The sequence below is a fragment of the Paractinoplanes pyxinae genome (assembly GCF_026626335.1).
Lineage (GTDB): Bacteria > Actinomycetota > Actinomycetes > Mycobacteriales > Micromonosporaceae > Actinoplanes > Actinoplanes pyxinae.
The window spans coordinates 126,628-142,085 of the sequence record NZ_JAPNTZ010000021.1 but is presented as its reverse complement, the minus strand read 5'-3'; the positions used below and the strand labels follow the sequence as shown (position 1 = coordinate 142,085).

Sequence of the window (15,458 nt, the reverse complement as noted above, 5' to 3'; positions counted from 1 at the left end):
TCGGCTGATCCGTACGGTCATGAGAGTTTTTGTCCTACCTTCATATGGTGGCAGCCGGAAAAGTCGCACCCCTCGTCCGCACCGGCCTGATCGCGGGTCTCGTGATCGCCGGTCTCGCCTACCCCCTGGCCGCCGTGGCCGGTCTCGGCGTCAAAGCCGGCACCGAAGCCCTTCAGGCCATGCCCGAAGAGCTGATCGAGGTGCCGAGCGCCCAGACCACCTACGTCTACGCCAACGACGGCAAGACGCTGCTCACGATGTTCTACGAGGAGCATCGGCGGCCCATCAAGATCAAAGACATGTCCCCGTACGTCACCCAGGCCATCGTGGCGTCCGAGGACACCCGCTTCTACGAGCACAACGGCGTCGACGCCAAGGGTGTGGCCCGCGCGTTCGTGGCCAACCAGCAGGCGGGCGGCGTCTCGCAGGGCGCTTCCACGCTGACCATGCAGTACGTGCGGATGGCGCTGCGGGACAGCGCGCAGACGCCGAAGGAGGCGCTGGAGGCCACCGAGCAGACCACCCAGCGCAAGCTGCGGGAGATGCGGCTGGCCATCGAGCTCGAGAAGCGATTGAGCAAGCAGGAGATCCTCGAGCGGTACCTGAACGCGGCGTACTACGGCCACCGGGCGTACGGGATCTACGCCGCCGCTCAGGTCTTCTTCTCCAAGGCGCCCAAAGACCTGAATCTGACCGAGGCCGCCCTGCTCGCCGGCCTGGTCAAGGCCCCCTCGGCGTACGACCCGGCCAGCAACGACCGGGAAGCCGCCACCGACCGCCGCAACTACGTGATCGACCAGATGCTCAAGATGAAGGCGATCACCCCGCTGCAGGCGACCGAGGCCAAGCGCGAGAAGATCCGGCTCAAGCTCAGCTCGCCGGCCAACGACTGCATCGGCATCGACAACAAGCACAACAACTGGGGCTTCTTCTGCGACTACCTGCGGTCGTGGTGGAAGGAGCAGCCCGCCTTCGGCCCCAACCCGCAGGAGCGCGAGGCCAACCTGCGCCGCGGCGGCTACCGGGTGATCACCTCGCTCGACCCGAAGATCCAGGCGTCGGCGATGAAGCACATCCTCGACAAGGAGAAGCGGCGCAGCCGGATCGCCCACGGCCAGGTGATCATCGAGCCCGGCACCGGGCGCGTGCTGAGCCTGGCCGTGAACCGCCGCTACTCGCTCGACCAGAAGGGCAACGCGAAACACAGCCGCTTCAAGGGCGTCAAGGGCAACTACCCCAACACGGTGAACCCGCTGCTCGGCGGCGGGACGATGGCCGGCTACCAGGCCGGGTCGACGTTCAAGATCTTCACCATGCTGGCCGCGCTGGACGAGGGGATGCCGCTGAGCACGTCGTTCTACAGCCCGCCGCGGTTCTACTCGAAGTACATCACCGCGCCCGGGCCGGCCACCTGCGGCGTGCACTGGTGCCCGAAGAACTCGACACCGTCGATGACCGGCCGGCAGACCATGTGGAGCGGGTTCGGCAAGTCGGTGAACACGTACTTCGTGCAGCTCGAGCAGAAGGTCGGCGCCGAGAAGGCGGTCAAGATGGCCGAACGCCTCGGCCTGCGCTGGCGTACCGAGATCGACCGCAAGCTGGCCTCACCCGAGCACGCCGGCGGCTGGGGCGCCTTCACTTTGGGCGTCAGCGACGTGACCCCGGTCGAGATGGCCAACGTCTTCGCCACGCTGGCCGCCGAGGGCACGTACTGCCAGCCGCTACCGGTCGCGGCGATCAAGACCCGGGACGGTACGGACGCCACCTACCAGGGCAAGGCCGTCGCGGCGCCGCGCTGCCACCGGGCGGTCAGCCCGGACGTGGCCCGGGCGGCGACTGACGCGGCCCGCTGCGTGACCGGCTACGGCGCGGCCCGCGGCAGCTGCGGCGGTTGGGGCACCTCCGAGATGGTCTACGGGACGCTGAAGCGGCCGATCGCCGGCAAGAGCGGCACCACCGACAGCAACAAGACGGCGTGGTTCTGCGGCTTCACCCCCCAGCTGGCGGCGGCCGCCTTCGTGGCCGACCCGGACAACCCGGAGATGAACGTCGGCTCCAACCGGTCGACCACCTCGAAGTTCACCGTCGCCGAGACCCTCAAGGACGCGCTCAAGGGCCAGCCGAAGGCGAAATTCACCCCGCCCTCGGACGACATGGTCTCGCGCTGGGGCGACGAAGGCCGCGACCGCGGTCGGGATCGGGACCGGGATCGCGACGACGAGAACGAGGACGACTAGGCGGCGGCCGCGGGCCGGCGGCGGGGCGGGCGCCACTTCGCGTCCCGGCCGGCCAGGGCCAGCGCCTGGTCGAGCAGGGTGGCCTCGTCGTCGGTGGGCACGACGGGGCCGAACAGGCCGGGGGTGCCCTCGGCCGGGCCCTGGCTCAGGAACTCGATGATGATCTCGAGGGTGCGCGGGTCGGCGAAGTATTCCTGACCGGTGGCGCGGGCCAGGTCCCAGCTGTGCATGATCAGCTCGTTCATGGCGACGTGGCCCAGCGCGGCGGCCGGCATGGTGACGCCGCCGGCCTGGGACGTGCCCGTCCAGGCGTCCGGGTCTTTCCACGACGTGCTCAGGTCTTCGAGCAGGACGGGCAGGCGGCTGCGCCAGTGACGGGAGAGATGCTGCGCGGAGGGCTCGGGGGCGGAGGACGTGGCGGGATCGTCGATGCGTTTGCGGGCGGCCTGGGTGAAGGCCACGGACAGGCCCATCAGGTGGTCGAGCAGGGTGGCGACGCTCCACCCGGGACAAGGGGTGGGATTGGGCAGCTCGCCGTTGTCGACGCCGAGCAGCAGAGCCCGCAGCACCCGGACCGGCGGGTCGAAATCCAGAGGAACACGATCGGCCACGGCCATCCTCCTTCGCGTCATGCCTGTTAACCCCACGTTACGGGTGAGGTGCGACACTTTCGCGTTCGGCGAGGGGCGTTTTCACGGATGCTTCCCGGAGTCAGGCATTCCGACATTTCGATCTTGCCCAACATCGCATTCCGGATTGACGATCGGGGTCAGGACGTGGTGATGTCCACCGTGTCGTTCAGGTTCACCGTGGGCGGCGCGGGCGCTTTCACCGCCGGCGCGTTCATCGCGGGCTGAGCCGGGGCCTGCGGTTGCGGCGGCGTGGGGCGCAGCGGAATGGGCGGCAGCAGCGGCGCCGGGCCGGCCATCGCAGCTGAGACGACCCGCTTGGCGATCTCGGGCGCGGCCGCCCAGTGCAGACCCAGCTGCGAGGCGTGCACCTGACGCCAGACGAAACCCTCGGGGTTGCCGCCCGACCAGGTCCACGCGGGCACGGCGCCCGCACGCGGCGTGACGACGGCCCGGTGCTGTTTGTAGCCGGTGATGCGCGCGCCGGCCGGGGCCAGCGGCGAGGTAGCGGGCGCGGTGGCCTCGCGATAGCCGGCGACGGTCTGCTCGCCGGTCACCGAGGTCGCGTCGAGCACGCCGCACATGGGGCGCCCGTCCAGGTCGCGGCCCAGCCACGGCAGCGCCACGCCCTCGGCGATCACCGGCCAGCCGTCGGCGGCGAATTGGGCCACCGCGGAACACAGGCGGCGGTTGGCCGACAACTCCTCGGCGTACCCCTCGGGCAGACCCGCTCCCACGACCAGAGCCCGGGTGCCGGCGGGCAGGCCCTCGTCCCGCAACGGGTCGACGACAGCCACATCGGCGCCGGCCGCAGTCAGCAGCTCGGCCGTCTCGACGTACGTGTAAGGAGCCCCCGGCCCACCGGCCAGCGCGACCACCGGCCGCTGCTCGAACACCTCGGCCCCGGCCGCTTCGGCCGGCGTCCACAGCGGCCCCGGCAGCGCGGGCGCGGAACCGGCCAGCGCCATAATCCGATCCAGGTCGAGGCCGCCGGCGACCGACTCGCCGAGCCGGCGCACCGCCCGGATCGCCTCGACGGTGCGATGCGCGACCGGCACCGGCCCGTGCGAGCGAGCGGGCAGGACGTTGGGCAGGTCACCGCGGCGCAGGGCGCCCAGCACCGGCATGCCGATGTCGTCTAGGGCGGTCCGCAGCATCTGCTCGTGGCGGGGCGAGGCGACCCGGTTGAGAACCACGCCACCGAGGTGGACCATCTCGTCGAACATGCGAAAGCCGTGCACGAGAGCGGCCAGCGAGTGCCCCATCGAGGCGACGTCGACGACCAGGACGACGGGCGCCCGCAGCACGGAGGCGACAGCGGCGGTGCCGTCGATCTCGGGCTGACCGGTGAGCGAGTCGAACAGGCCCATCGCGCCCTCGATGACCGACAGCTGGGTGCCGGTGGCGCCGTGCTGGAAAAGCGGGGCGATGCGCTGGGCGCCGACCAGCCGAGGGTCGAGGTTGCGCCCCGGCCGCCCGGCAGCGAGCCCGAGATAGGCGGCGTCGGTGTGGTCCGGGCCGACCTTGAACCCGGCCACCGGGACGCCGCGAGCCGCGACCGCCGCCAGCAGGCCGACCGCGATCGCGGTCTTGCCGTGCCCCGAGGCGGGGGCGCTCACGACCAGACGGGGCTGGGCGCTCATCGTGTCTTCCCGGGCCTTTCTTCTGCCGGCGTCGCCGGCCGGTCTTTTGCCGGCATCACCGGCTGGTCTTTGCCGGCGTCGCCGGCCGGTCTTTGCCGGCGTCGCCGACCGGTTTTTTGCCCGCGTCGCCGGCCGGTTTTTTGCCGGCATCACCGGCCGGGGCCACCGGTGTTCCCGGCTGATCTTTTAATAGTCCGTCAACGGCAACTTCCACCCGTCGGCGTGACGACAGTCACCGGCCGGCCTGGTGCCCCCGCCGCCCGGGATCGCCGGGGCCGGCCAGGTGTTTCGATTGCCGGACAGGGACAGTACCCGGCTGCGGCCGGCGCCGGCGGGGCGACGGGTAGCCTCGGTGCGTGTACCGCTTCCTGCTGAGCCCGCGCTGGCTGGCCGCGCTCGCGCTCGCGGTGGCCGCCGCGGTGGTCATGGTGATGCTCGGCAACTGGCAGCTGCGCCGGTACGAGGAACGCAGCGCCATCAACGACCGGATCGACGCCGCCGACTCGGTGGCCGCCGTTCCGCTCACCTCGGTGCTGTCGCGGCCGACCGCGCCGGGTGCGGCCGGGACCTCTCCGGGCAAGGATTCGGCCTGGACAAAGGTCACAGTTTCCGGTCAATACGACCCGTCGCACGAGATCCAGGCGCGCGGCCGCACGGTCGACGGCGACGTCGGGTTCGAGATCGTGACGCCCCTGGTGCTGACCGACGGCACGGCGGTGCTGGTCGACCGCGGCTGGGTGCCGGCCCCCGAGGGCGGCGCGCTGGCGGCCCCCGTGGTCCCGCCCGCGCCGACCGGCCCGGTCACGGTCGTCGGCCAGATCCACCTGTCGGAAAGCCGACCCGTCGCGGTGGAACGCCGGGACGGCCGCCTCGACACCCGGCGCATCTCTCTCCCCCGCCTGGCGCCCGAAATGCCCTACCCGGTGTACGGCGCCTACGTGCTCCTCACCGAGCAGACGCCCGCCGCCGACGCCGCCTTCACCCAAATCCCGATCGACCACGAGGACGCCTGGCAGAACGGCGGCTACGCCGTCCAGTGGTGGCTGTTCGCGCTGATGGCCCTGGGCGCGTATGTCTACTACGCGCGCAAAGAGGCCCGAGGCCCCGAGCCCACCCCCGACCGCACTCCCACAAGTCCAGGTCCCACCTCAGGCGACCGAGTCGAAGAGGCCGACCGCCGCCGCAACGGCGGAGGCGACCGGGTCGAGGAAGCCGACCGCCGAGCCGCAGCGAAAGCGGCGGAGACTGCCCGCCGGCGCTCCGAGTCTGGTGACCGCGTGGAGGAAGCCGACCGTCAGCGGGCCGCAGCTGCCGCTACCCAGGGTGATCGGGTGTCCGATGCCGACCGTGCTCGCGAGGCCACCAGCCCGGGCCGACCGGCGCAAGACTGAGCACCCACTCGCCCGCCGGACCCGCGACGTGCCCGTCCGGCCGGACGTCGCTGCCCCTTCCTACCCGCCGCGTGTTGCCTTGGCCCGACTTGCCGGCACTCGACCGTGCCCAAGTCGCCGATCAGCCTGACCAGTCCGGCCGTCCTCGCGGTGCCGTCTCGGTCGTCCACGGGCGGGGTTGCCGGCGGCTACTCCGGGGTGGGGAAGGTGCCGATCTTGCGGACCATGTCGATGGTGTCGGCCTCGGCGGCGGGCTTGTCGTCTCGGTAGCGCAGGACGCGGGCGAAGCGCAGGGCGACGCCGCCGGGGTAGCGCGGGGAGGTCTGGACGCCGTCGAAGGCGATCTCGACCACCTGTTCCGGGCGGACCCGGACGACCCAGCCGTCGTCGCCGGTGGCCAGCTCTTGGAAGCGTTCGGTCTGCCAGCGGAGCAGTTCGTCGGTGAGGCCCTTGAAGGTCTTGCCGAGCATCACGAAACCGCCGCCTTCCGGGTCGCGGGCGCCCAGATGCAGGTTGGACAGCCAGCCCTTGCGGCGGCCGTGGCCCCACTCGACGGCCAGGACGACCAGGTCGAGGGTGTGCCGGGGTTTGACCTTGACCCAGGCCGAGCCGCGCCGGCCCACGTCGTAGGGGGCCTCGGTCGCTTTGATGACCACGCCCTCTTGCCCCGCGGCCAGCGCGGCGGCGAAGGCGGCGGCCGCCTCTTCCTCGCTGGTCACCGCGGTGCGGCCGACCAGCAGCTCGGTGGGCAGCGCATCGGCCAGGGCGGCCCAGCGCACCCGGCCGGGCTCGTCGAGCAGGTCGGCGCCGTCGAGGTGCAGGAGGTCGAAGAAGAACGGCACCAAGGCGAGCGACCCCGCCGCCGGGGAAGCCTTTCGGGAGGCGGCGGCGCCGCGCGTGGCGGCACGGCTCGACGTCTCTTGGAACGGGCGGGGACGACCCGAGGCGTCGAGCGTCATCGCCTCGCCGTCGAGCACCACCTCGCGCAAAGGCAGCTTGCGGACGGCCTCGACCACCTCGGGCATGCGGGTGGTGATGTCGTCGAGGCTGCGGGTGAAGACGGCCACCTCGTCGCCCGAGCGGTGCACCTGGATGCGGATGCCGTCGAGCTTCGCGTCGACCGTGGCCGGCGTGCCCGTGGCCAGCAGCGCCGCCCCCACGTCGGGCGCGCTCTGGGCCAGCATCGGCGTGAGCGGCGTGCCCACCCGCAGGCTGATTTCGGCCAGCGCGACGGCCCCGCCGGCCAGCGCAGCCACGGCGACCTGCTTCAGGTCGCCCGACAGGAGCAGCGCCCGCCGCACGGCAGTCAGCGGCACCTCGGCCGCCTTGGCGATCGCGTCGGCGAGCAGACCGGCCTGCGCGCCCTGCCGCAGCTCGCCGCTGAACAAGCCGACCAGCAGCCGCTGCTCGTCGGCCGTGGCCGCCCCGAACAGGGCCGCCACCAGCTCGCGCCGCCGCGCCTGCGACCCGGCCCCGGCGACCACAGAGATCTCGGCGATCAGCGCATCGACCGCGCCCACGGTCAGAGTGGGCGCCTCGGCCGGAGCCGGCCGGTCGCGGAGGCTCGCGTAGCCCACCCCGGTCTGCCGCTGCCGCAGCTCACCGGCCAGATAGGCCGAGCCCGCGGCCACCTCGTCCGGATCCAGCCCGCGCAGGGCGTCGGCCAGCAGCTCGACTTTCGCCTTGCGCCCCGAGGTCGCGGCAACGGCCGCCGAGGTCGCCGCCAGGTCTACGAATCGCACCCCCATATCCTGGCAGCACCCCCTGACACTTTCGGCCCGAAGCTTCACCCGGCCCCAACCGCCAACGAGCGGAAATACGGATCGGCCCGCGCAGCGCCGACAATCCGGGAGCCGGCCAGGCCAGCAATTAGCGCCAACATGGCCCGGCGGCTCGGCTACAAGCACGTCTTCGAGGCGCCCGCGCCGAAGGCCAAGTGCCGACCACCCGAGCAGCACGCGCGCACCGAGCGAGGGGACGAATGGATATGGCACCGCGGGTCGATGCCGGGAACACCAGGAAAGCCACTCTGAGCGGACTGACGCCGGGAACGGCGGAGGATCAACGGCCACCCGCACATCACGAGGGCGGACAGACGCGCCGGCTCGGCGAAGCGGGACCTGGGGAGGCCCGGCCCGGGTCAGCCAGGGAGGGGAAGAGAGGCTTGACCGGCAGGCGGGCGGGAGGGGTGGAGGGTCAGGCGGCTCGGGGCTCGGCGATGCGGAAGCCCCGGGCCCGGACGGACTCGGCCACGCGGGTGACCTGGGCGTCGATGGCGCACAGGGTGGCGGAGAGCTCGTCCAGATGGTCGGTGAGGGCGCCGTCGTCCCAGTTGGCGACGTCCAACTGGTCCATGGCGAGGACGGCGGATCGCAGGCGGGCAATGGATTCGAGACGGTCTCGGGAGCGGAGACGGTCAAGCGCGTTACGCGGCCCGACGGGCATCGGCCGCACCACCAGAGACACTGAGCGAGGCACATCGTTCGAACGCATGTTCGATATCCTAACAGGACGAGATCGTCGCCCGCACCGGTTTGCTGTGCGTGACGACGGCCTCGAAACGCTCAGCCACGCATCAGCGCCGGGAAGACTCCCGCGGCCTCCGAGACGGCGGCCTCGGCGGCCACGAACCCGTCCGGGCGCACCAGATAGAGCCGTCCCGGCTGCAGGCCCGTGCCCGGCGCCGGCGGGAAGACGTGCACCGCGAGGCCGAGCTCCGGCACGTCGGCCGCGACTACCCCGCCGTACGCGTGAATTTGCCACCGCAATTCCCGTAGAGACGAGAAATTGTCGCCTGCCCAGGGCAGCCGGCGCCCGACCACCGGATCGCGGCGCCCACCGGCCGCGGCCTGAGCGTTCGGCGTCATCCAGTAATGCACTCGGATCTGTGACACGTACTGGAACAGCCGCCCGCCGCCCGACAGCCTCGGCACGAAGCGCACCCCCAGCGGCGCCGCCACCGGCACCAGGAACCGCCGCAACAGCCGCGAGACGGGCCGCTGCGAGGTGATCGCGCCGAAGATCCGGTCGGTCGTGGCCACCAGTGTCTGCGCGACCGGGCGGCGCTCCGCCTCGTACCGGTCGAGCCATGGGTCCTTGCGGCGGCCCTGCAGCACGTCGGCCAGCTTGAAGGCGAGATTGTGGGCGTCCTGCATGCCGGTGTTCATGCCCTGGCCGCCGACCGGCGAATGCACGTGGCCCGCGTCCCCGGCCAGGAAGAACGGCCCGTCGCGGAAGGTCGCGGCCACCCGGTGGTGCACCTTGTAGGTGGCGAACCACCGCGATTCGCCGTACGTGACCGCGAAGTCCTTGATCCGCGGGCGCACGTCCTCCTCGGTGAGCCGCGAGTCGCCGTCCTCGTCACGTACCAGGCCGAGCAGCCGCCACGCGTGCCGCCCGCGCATGGGGAACGCCAGCAGGAAGTCCGAGCCACCCGGTCGTACGTTGATCGCGTTCTCGACCAGCCCGGCCACCCCGACCGCGTCGATCACATAGAACCGGTGTGGGTTGGTCACGCCCTCGTACGCGATCCGCCGGGCCTTGCGCACCACCGAGTTCGCCCCGTCGCACCCCACGCAGAAGCGGGCCCGCACGGTGTCGTTGCCGACCTTGACCTCGACGCCGTCCTCGACCTGCTTGAGCCCGGTCACCGGCGTCTCCCAGCGGACGTCGGCCCCGAGCTTCTGCAGGTTCTCGTACAGGATCTCTTCGTTGCGGCTCTGCTCGAGCACTTCGATGAACGGGTACGGCGTGAGCTTGCCCCCGAGCGGGCCGAGCGGGATGCGCCCGAACGCCCGGTCGAGGAAGCCGGGGGCGAGCGCGTCGGCCCGCTGCGCCGCCTCGAGCACCTGGTCCACCAGGCCGAGCTGGTCGTAGATCTCCAGGCTGCGGGCCTGGACGACGAGGGCGCGCGACTCGCGGGTCGGGCCCTCCTTGCCGTCCGCCACGATCACCTGGACGCCCAGTTTGACCAGCCAGTTGGCGAGCATCAGCCCGGTCGGGCCGGCCCCGACCACCAGCACGTCACACGACAGCTCGGCCATCGGCCGCCCCTTACTTCGTCGACAGTGTCTCCGCCACGTTCTTGAGGAGCAGGGCCTCGGCCACGCACACGCGCTCGAACTCGCCGAGGTGCAGGCTCTCGTCCGGGCCGTGGGCCGCCGAGTACGGGTCTTCGACGCCGGTGACCAGGATCGCGGCCTGCGGGAAGAGCTGCTGGAAGGTGGCGATGAACGGGATCGAGCCGCCCACGCCCATGTCGACCGGGTCGGTGCCGTCCCACGCCGTACGGAAGGCGGCGCGTGCGGCCTCGTACGCCGGGCCGGTCGCGTCGATCACGCAGGGCTCACCGTCGGCCTCGAGCGTCACCTCGACCTGCGCACCCCAGGCCACGTGCTTCTCGAGGTGCGCCTTCACGGCCGCGTAGGCCGACTTCGGGTCGTCGCCCGGCGCCAGACGTACGGAAATCTTGGCTTTGGCCTTGGGCTGCAACGCGTTGGCGGCCTCGAAAGTGCGGGGCGCGTCGATGCCCAGCACCGAGATCGAGGGCTTGGTCCAGATGCGGTCGGTGATCGAGCCCTTGCCGACCAGTTCGACGCCGTCGAGCATGCCCGCCTCGTGCCGGAAACGGTCGGCCGGGTAGTCGACGCTCGCGCCCTCGCGGCCGACCAGTCCGTCCACGGCGATCTCGCCGCTCTCGTCGTGCAGGGTCGACAGCAGGCGGGCCAGGCTTGTCAGCGCGTCGGGCACGGGGCCGCCGAACATGCCGCTGTGTACGGCCGCCTTGAGCACGCTGACCTCGGCGAACAGGTTGACCAGGCCGCGCAGCGAGGTGGTCAGCGCGGGCCGGCCGATGTCCCAGTTGCCGGAGTCGGCGATCACGATGACGTCGGAGCGCAGCTCTTCGCGGAACTCCTCGAGGATCGCGTCGAGCGACTCGGAGCCGTACTCCTCCTCGCCCTCGACGAAGACGACCACGCCGACCGGCAGCTGGTCGCCGAAGGCGCGCAGCGCGGCGACGTGGGCCATCACGCCCGCCTTGTCGTCGGCGGCGCCCCGCCCGTACAGGCGGCCGTCCCGCTCGACCGGCTCGAACGGGTCGCTGGTCCAGAGCGAGACGTCACCGACCGGCTGCACGTCGTGGTGCGCGTAGAGCAGAACGGTCGGAGCGCCCGCCGGCGCGGCCTTGCGACCGATCACGGCCGGCTGTCCCCCGCGTACGACGATCTGCGTCTCGAGGCCGCAGCCGCGCAGCAGCTCGGCCACCGCCTCGGCCGACCGCTCGACGTGGGAGTGGTCGAACCCCTCGAAGGCGATGCCGGGGATGCGGACCAGCCGCTCCAGGTCGGCGCGGACTCCGGGGAACTCCCGCGCGACGGCCGTGCGCAGATCGGTCTCACTCAAGCTCATAGGAATGATCCTAAGGCTCGTTCAGCTCTCCTGGTCGTCCCGCCGGCCGCGCCGTGAGGCGTCACCCATCCACCCGCGAGCGCCCCGCACCGCCGATCCGGCCAGGTCACCCGCGCCGTCGCCGAGCTTGCGGAGCAGGCCGACGAGCGGATCCTGCGAATTGTTGAACGTCTCGCGGTACGACTGGGCGGCCGACTTCACGTCCTCGCTCACCGAGGCGTCGCCATCAGAGTCGCGGCGCGGGTAGTCGCCCTCGAGGATCGCCGCGTACGCCCCCGAGTCGACCCACTTGCGCAGCTCGGAAGCCCGGGCCACGGGCACCGGGTGGGTGCTGCCGAGGGTCATGCCGATCTTGTGGATGCTGTCGCGCAGGTCGCCGCCGCTCTCGTACTCCGCCGCCTGCTCGAGGAAGGCGGCCGTGTCGATCTGCGACAGGTCGCCGCCGCCGGCCAGCTTCATCAGCAGGCGCAGCGAGGCCGCCGGGTCCTGCCCGGCGAGCAGCCCGGCGCGGTCGGCCGACAGCTCGGCCTTGCGCCACCACTCCAGCATCGCCGTGATGATCGCCCGCAGCGCGATGGCGCCGACCGGCAGCCAGCTCAGGCTGGCCGCCCACCGGGTGAGGATCATCAGGATGGTCTTGTAGACGGCGTGGCCGCTGCGGACGTGGCCGATCTCGTGGCCGAGCATGGCCCGCAGCTCGTCGTCGTCCAGCTTCTCGACGGCGGCGGTGGTGATCACGATGAACGGCTTGTCGAGGCCGATGGCCGAGCCGTTGATGATCGGGTCCTGGCTCACGTACAGCTCGGGCAGCTCGACCACGTCGAGGGTGGTCGCGGCCTCGGTGAAGCGCTGGTAGACGCGCGGGTACTGCCGGTGGTCGACGCGGATGGCGCCGGCCAGGAACTGCAGCCGGAAGCCGCGCTCGTTCCACATGCCGAAGAACGCCTTGACCACGTCGTCGAAGCCGCGCAGCTCGCGCAGGGCGGTCAGCGCGCCGCGGTCGGCCGGGTGTTCCCAGGCCCGCGAGCTGATGCCGGTCAGGGTGATCCGCCGGCGCACCGGGCGGTTCTCGTCGTCGGTCATCGTGCCCACCCTCTCGTCGCGCCGTCGACGATCAGGTCCGCGTGCGCGGCAGTGTCGTCCACGGCGAAGTGCCTTTCCTCGGCGGCCCGCCAGCGCTCAAGGTACTTCCGATACGCAACGCTGTCGTCCCCGTCGCGGCTGATCGCGCGCTCCCAGCGAAGTCCGGGCGGCGCGTCGACGAACACGGAAAACGTCAATTCCGGACGAATCTCGCGCCGGGCGGCACTCACCCCTTCCAGCAGTACGGCTGATTGGGGAGGCACTGTGACTGTCTGACCGGCGAAGTCTTGTTTGTCCCAGTCGTAGCCCTGATATGTGGCGGTTCTCCCTTGGCGCAAAGGAGCGAGCACCTTTTCCTCGAGCCGCGCCCAGAAGGTGAACTGGTCGTCCCAGCCGTTGAGCAGGTCGTCGGTGTGCACGACCGGGGCGTCGCCGAGGGCGGCGGCCAGGCAGCCGGCGAAGCTGGTCTTGCCGGCCCCGCTCGGGCCGTCGATCGCTATCAGGCGCACGTCGCCCAGGCGGGGTGGCAGTCCCATGACGTACGCGGCCAGGGCGTCAAACAAGGGCCGGCGCTCCGGGCGGAAGGAACGGCGGCTCCTCCGGCGGGCCGTTCTCGATCAGGCGCCACAACGCATCGGTGTCCAGGTGCTCCTCGACCAGGTCACCCAGCACGTCGAGCGCGTGGTCGCGTACACCCGCGAAGGTGGTCTCGGCGGCCACCGTGAATCCGTGCCGGCCGGCCTGGCGGGCGACAGTCGTCAGGAAGCGGCGGCGGAACTCGTCGGATTCGAAGGCGCCGTGCCAGTGCGTGCCGTAGACGTGATCACCGACCGCACCCTCCGGCCGTCCATCGGCGTACCGGAGGAAAGGCTTTTGACTGCTTTGAGTGACGACGCCGTGGTGAATCTCGTAGCCGGAGACTGGCGCACCGAGTCCTTCGCCGGTCGGCTTGCTCAGATGCTTGCGCTGCTCGAACGCGATCCGGACAGGCAGAAGACCCAGGCCCGGTACGGTGCCACGGCGGCTCTCGACCTCGTCGGTGATCGATTCGGCCAGCATCTGGAAGCCGCCGCAGATGCCCAGCAGAGGCTTGCCGGCCGCCGCGTGCGTGACGATCGCGTCGGCCAGACCGGTTTCGCGTAGCCAAGCGAGATCACTGACGGTGGCCTTCGAACCGGGGATGACCACCAGATCGGCGCCGGCGATCTCAGCCGGCTCCACCGTGAGACGCACCTGGACGCCCGGTTCGGTGGCGAACGCCTCGGCGTCGGTCGCGTTCGACAGCCGCGGCAGACGGACGACGGCCACCCGCAGCCACTCGGTGCCGCGCGGTCCCTGCGGCCGGCCCAAGGTTTTCCCGTACGCGAGAGAGTCCTCACCGTCGAGCCAGATCTCCGGGTGGAACGGGAGCACGCCGTACACCGGCCGCTGCGTCACCGACGTGATCATGTCGAGTCCCGGCCGCAGCAGGCCGAGGTCCCCGCGGAACTTGTTGACGACGAACCCGGCCACGAGGGCCTGATCCTCGGGGCTGAGCAGCGCGACCGTGCCGAAGAGAGCCGCGAAGACGCCGCCGCGGTCGATGTCGCCGACGACGATCGCGGGCAGGCCGGCCCGCCGGGCCAGACCCATGTTGACGAAGTCGCCGTCGCGCAGGTTGATCTCGGCCGGGCTGCCGGCGCCCTCGCAGATCACGGCGTCGTACTCGGCGCGAAGTTCCGCTAAAGCCGCGTGCGCTGTCTCGGCCAGGCGCGGGCGCAACGACCGGTAGTTGCCCGCGGTCACCGTGTCGACGGCCTCGCCGAGCAGCACCACCTGACTCGAGAAGTCGCTGCCCGGCTTGAGCAGGACGGGGTTGAACCGCAGGTCGGGGGCGAGACCGGAGGCGGCCGCCTGCATCGCCTGGGCCCGGCCGATCTCGCCGCCGCGCCCGTCCGGGCCGACGACGACCACCGAGTTGTTCGACATGTTCTGCGCCTTGAACGGCGCGACCTTGACGCCGCGACGGTGCAGCCACCGGCAGATGCCGGCCGTGAGGATGCTCTTGCCGGCGTCCGAGGTGGTGCCGGCGACCAAAAGCCCGCCGGTCATGGGCGCATTTTCCCGCGTACGAGGGCAGTCCCGACAGCCAGGGCGGCGGCGGCCAGTCCGACCGCCCCGGACACCCGCGCGGCGCGACGCAGATGCTTGGCTGACGGCCGAGGACCGTCCCCGAGGAACGGCCTCGTCTCGCTACGTCCGAAATAGACGTTGCGCCCACCCAGACGTACGCCCAAAGCCCCCGCCATGGCCGACTCGCACTGCCCGGCATTGGGCGACGGGTGATCGTTGCGGTCGCGGCGCCACACCCGCAGCGTCTCTTTCGGGTTGCCGCCGGCAATCGGCGACACCGCGATCGTCAGCACCCCGGTCAGGCGGGAAGGCAGCAGGTTGAGCCCGTCGTCGAGCCGGGCCGAGGCCGTGCCGAACCGGGCGTACCGCGCCGACCGATGCCCCACCATGGCGTCGAGCGTGTTGGCCGCCCGGTAGGCCAGCAGCCCCGGCAGCCCTAACAGCCCGCCCCACACGAGCGGCGCGACCACCGCGTCCGACGTGTTCTCGGCGACCGACTCGACGGTGGCCCGCGCCAGCTCGGACTCGTCGAGCCCCGAGGGGTCACGGCCGCAGAGGTGGTTGAGCCGTCCGCGGGCCGAGTCGAGATCGCCGCCGTCGAGGTGCCTGGCCATGACCCGCGACTCCCGCCGGAGGGTCCTTCCGCCCAGCACTGTCCACGTCGCGGCGGCGACCAGCGCCGTACGGGCGATCGGCAGCTTCCGGGTGGCGGCGGCCGCACCGAACCCGGCCAGAGCCGGAACCCCGACTGCGATGGCCGTGAAGGCCGCCCCGGACCGGCGGTTGGGGGCGTAGATCCGCTTCTCCAGCGCGGCGGCCGCCGTCCCGAAGCCCGCCACCGGGTGGAACCGCCGCGGATCCCCGAACACCGCATCGAGCAAGTAGCCCGCGGCCAGCCCCGCCGCGTCAGCCGCCCCCGCCACGCCTTGATCCTTTCGTTGCCTCAGCTTGCCG

General features: G+C 71.5%; 13 protein-coding genes. 2 read left to right on the top strand and 11 right to left on the bottom strand.

Features of this window, described 5'->3' with window-relative positions:
* Window positions 1-29: 29 nt before the first annotated feature.
* The gene (locus OWR29_RS42500) at window positions 30-2,237 is read left to right on the top strand and encodes a transglycosylase domain-containing protein (RefSeq protein WP_267569294.1); all 2,208 of its coding nucleotides are present in this window, start codon (window positions 30-32) and stop codon (window positions 2,235-2,237) included.
* Here the strand turns inward: OWR29_RS42500 and OWR29_RS42495 are convergent.
* The 3 genes from OWR29_RS42495 to OWR29_RS42485 all read right to left on the bottom strand — a co-directional run bounded on the left by OWR29_RS42495 (window position 2,234) and on the right by OWR29_RS42485 (window position 4,723).
* Window positions 2,234-2,848: a TIGR03086 family metal-binding protein gene (locus tag OWR29_RS42495; RefSeq protein ID WP_267569293.1), complete on the bottom strand. Its 615-nt coding sequence runs from the start codon at window positions 2,846-2,848 to the stop codon at window positions 2,234-2,236. The two genes, OWR29_RS42500 and OWR29_RS42495, sit on opposite strands and share 4 nt — an antisense overlap.
* Before the next feature lie 158 nt (window positions 2,849-3,006).
* On the bottom strand, window positions 3,007-4,509 hold the full coding sequence (locus OWR29_RS42490) for a cobyrinic acid a,c-diamide synthase CobB (protein ID WP_267569292.1): 1,503 nt from the start codon (window positions 4,507-4,509) through the stop codon (window positions 3,007-3,009).
* Window positions 4,510-4,564: 55 nt separating this feature from the next.
* Entirely contained in the window at window positions 4,565-4,723 is a 159-nt protein-coding gene (locus tag OWR29_RS42485; RefSeq protein ID WP_267569291.1) for a hypothetical protein, read from the bottom strand.
* Window positions 4,724-4,865: 142 nt separating this feature from the next.
* Between OWR29_RS42485 and OWR29_RS42480 the strand changes: the two genes are divergently transcribed.
* Entirely contained in the window at window positions 4,866-5,900 is a 1,035-nt protein-coding gene (locus OWR29_RS42480) for an SURF1 family cytochrome oxidase biogenesis protein (protein WP_267569290.1), read from the top strand.
* A gap of 188 nt (window positions 5,901-6,088) precedes the next feature.
* On the opposite strand, the gene OWR29_RS42475 is transcribed toward OWR29_RS42480, so the two are convergent.
* The 8 genes from OWR29_RS42475 to OWR29_RS42440 all read right to left on the bottom strand — a co-directional run bounded on the left by OWR29_RS42475 (window position 6,089) and on the right by OWR29_RS42440 (window position 15,427).
* The gene (locus tag OWR29_RS42475) at window positions 6,089-7,648 is read right to left on the bottom strand and encodes an ATP-dependent DNA ligase (protein WP_267569288.1); all 1,560 of its coding nucleotides are present in this window, start codon (window positions 7,646-7,648) and stop codon (window positions 6,089-6,091) included.
* Window positions 7,649-8,096: 448 nt separating this feature from the next.
* Window positions 8,097-8,255, bottom strand: a complete 159-nt coding sequence (locus OWR29_RS42470; protein ID WP_267569287.1) for a hypothetical protein — start codon at window positions 8,253-8,255, stop codon at window positions 8,097-8,099.
* A 209-nt stretch (window positions 8,256-8,464) separates the two neighbouring features.
* Complete coding sequence (locus tag OWR29_RS42465) at window positions 8,465-9,943, bottom strand: FAD-dependent monooxygenase (RefSeq protein WP_267569286.1); 1,479 nt, start codon at window positions 9,941-9,943, stop codon at window positions 8,465-8,467.
* Window positions 9,944-9,953: 10 nt separating this feature from the next.
* Complete coding sequence (locus OWR29_RS42460; protein WP_267569285.1) at window positions 9,954-11,309, bottom strand: dipeptidase; 1,356 nt, start codon at window positions 11,307-11,309, stop codon at window positions 9,954-9,956.
* A 21-nt stretch (window positions 11,310-11,330) separates the two neighbouring features.
* Window positions 11,331-12,392 carry a M48 family metallopeptidase gene (locus OWR29_RS42455; protein ID WP_267569284.1) on the bottom strand — a complete coding sequence of 354 codons (1,062 nt, stop codon included), beginning with the start codon at window positions 12,390-12,392 and terminating at the stop codon, window positions 11,331-11,333.
* A complete protein-coding gene (locus OWR29_RS42450; protein WP_267569282.1) occupies window positions 12,389-12,955 on the bottom strand; it encodes a uridine kinase family protein in 567 nt (188 codons plus the stop codon). The genes OWR29_RS42455 and OWR29_RS42450 overlap by 4 nt, the downstream gene beginning before the upstream one ends.
* The gene (locus OWR29_RS42445; RefSeq protein WP_267569281.1) at window positions 12,948-14,483 is read right to left on the bottom strand and encodes a cobyric acid synthase; all 1,536 of its coding nucleotides are present in this window, start codon (window positions 14,481-14,483) and stop codon (window positions 12,948-12,950) included. The genes OWR29_RS42450 and OWR29_RS42445 overlap by 8 nt, the downstream gene beginning before the upstream one ends.
* A complete protein-coding gene (locus OWR29_RS42440) occupies window positions 14,480-15,427 on the bottom strand; it encodes a cobalamin biosynthesis protein (RefSeq protein WP_267569280.1) in 948 nt (315 codons plus the stop codon). The genes OWR29_RS42445 and OWR29_RS42440 overlap by 4 nt, the downstream gene beginning before the upstream one ends.
* Between the last annotated feature and the right edge of the window lie 31 nt (window positions 15,428-15,458).

Bases quoted from the DNA above. Each gene is read 5' to 3' on its own strand.
- OWR29_RS42490 (WP_267569292.1), bottom strand. From the start codon at position 4,509: ATGAGCGCCCAGCCCCGTCTGGTCGTGAGCGCCCCCGCCTCGGGGCAC.
- OWR29_RS42475 (WP_267569288.1), bottom strand. From the start codon at position 7,648: ATGGGGGTGCGATTCGTAGACCTGGCGGCGACCTCGGCGGCCGTTGCC.
- OWR29_RS42470 (WP_267569287.1), bottom strand. From the start codon at position 8,255: ATGGACCAGTTGGACGTCGCCAACTGGGACGACGGCGCCCTCACCGAC.
- OWR29_RS42465 (WP_267569286.1), bottom strand. From the start codon at position 9,943: ATGGCCGAGCTGTCGTGTGACGTGCTGGTGGTCGGGGCCGGCCCGACC.
- OWR29_RS42460 (WP_267569285.1), bottom strand. From the start codon at position 11,309: ATGAGCTTGAGTGAGACCGATCTGCGCACGGCCGTCGCGCGGGAGTTC.
- OWR29_RS42455 (WP_267569284.1), bottom strand. From the start codon at position 12,392: ATGACCGACGACGAGAACCGCCCGGTGCGCCGGCGGATCACCCTGACC.
- OWR29_RS42445 (WP_267569281.1), bottom strand. From the start codon at position 14,483: ATGACCGGCGGGCTTTTGGTCGCCGGCACCACCTCGGACGCCGGCAAG.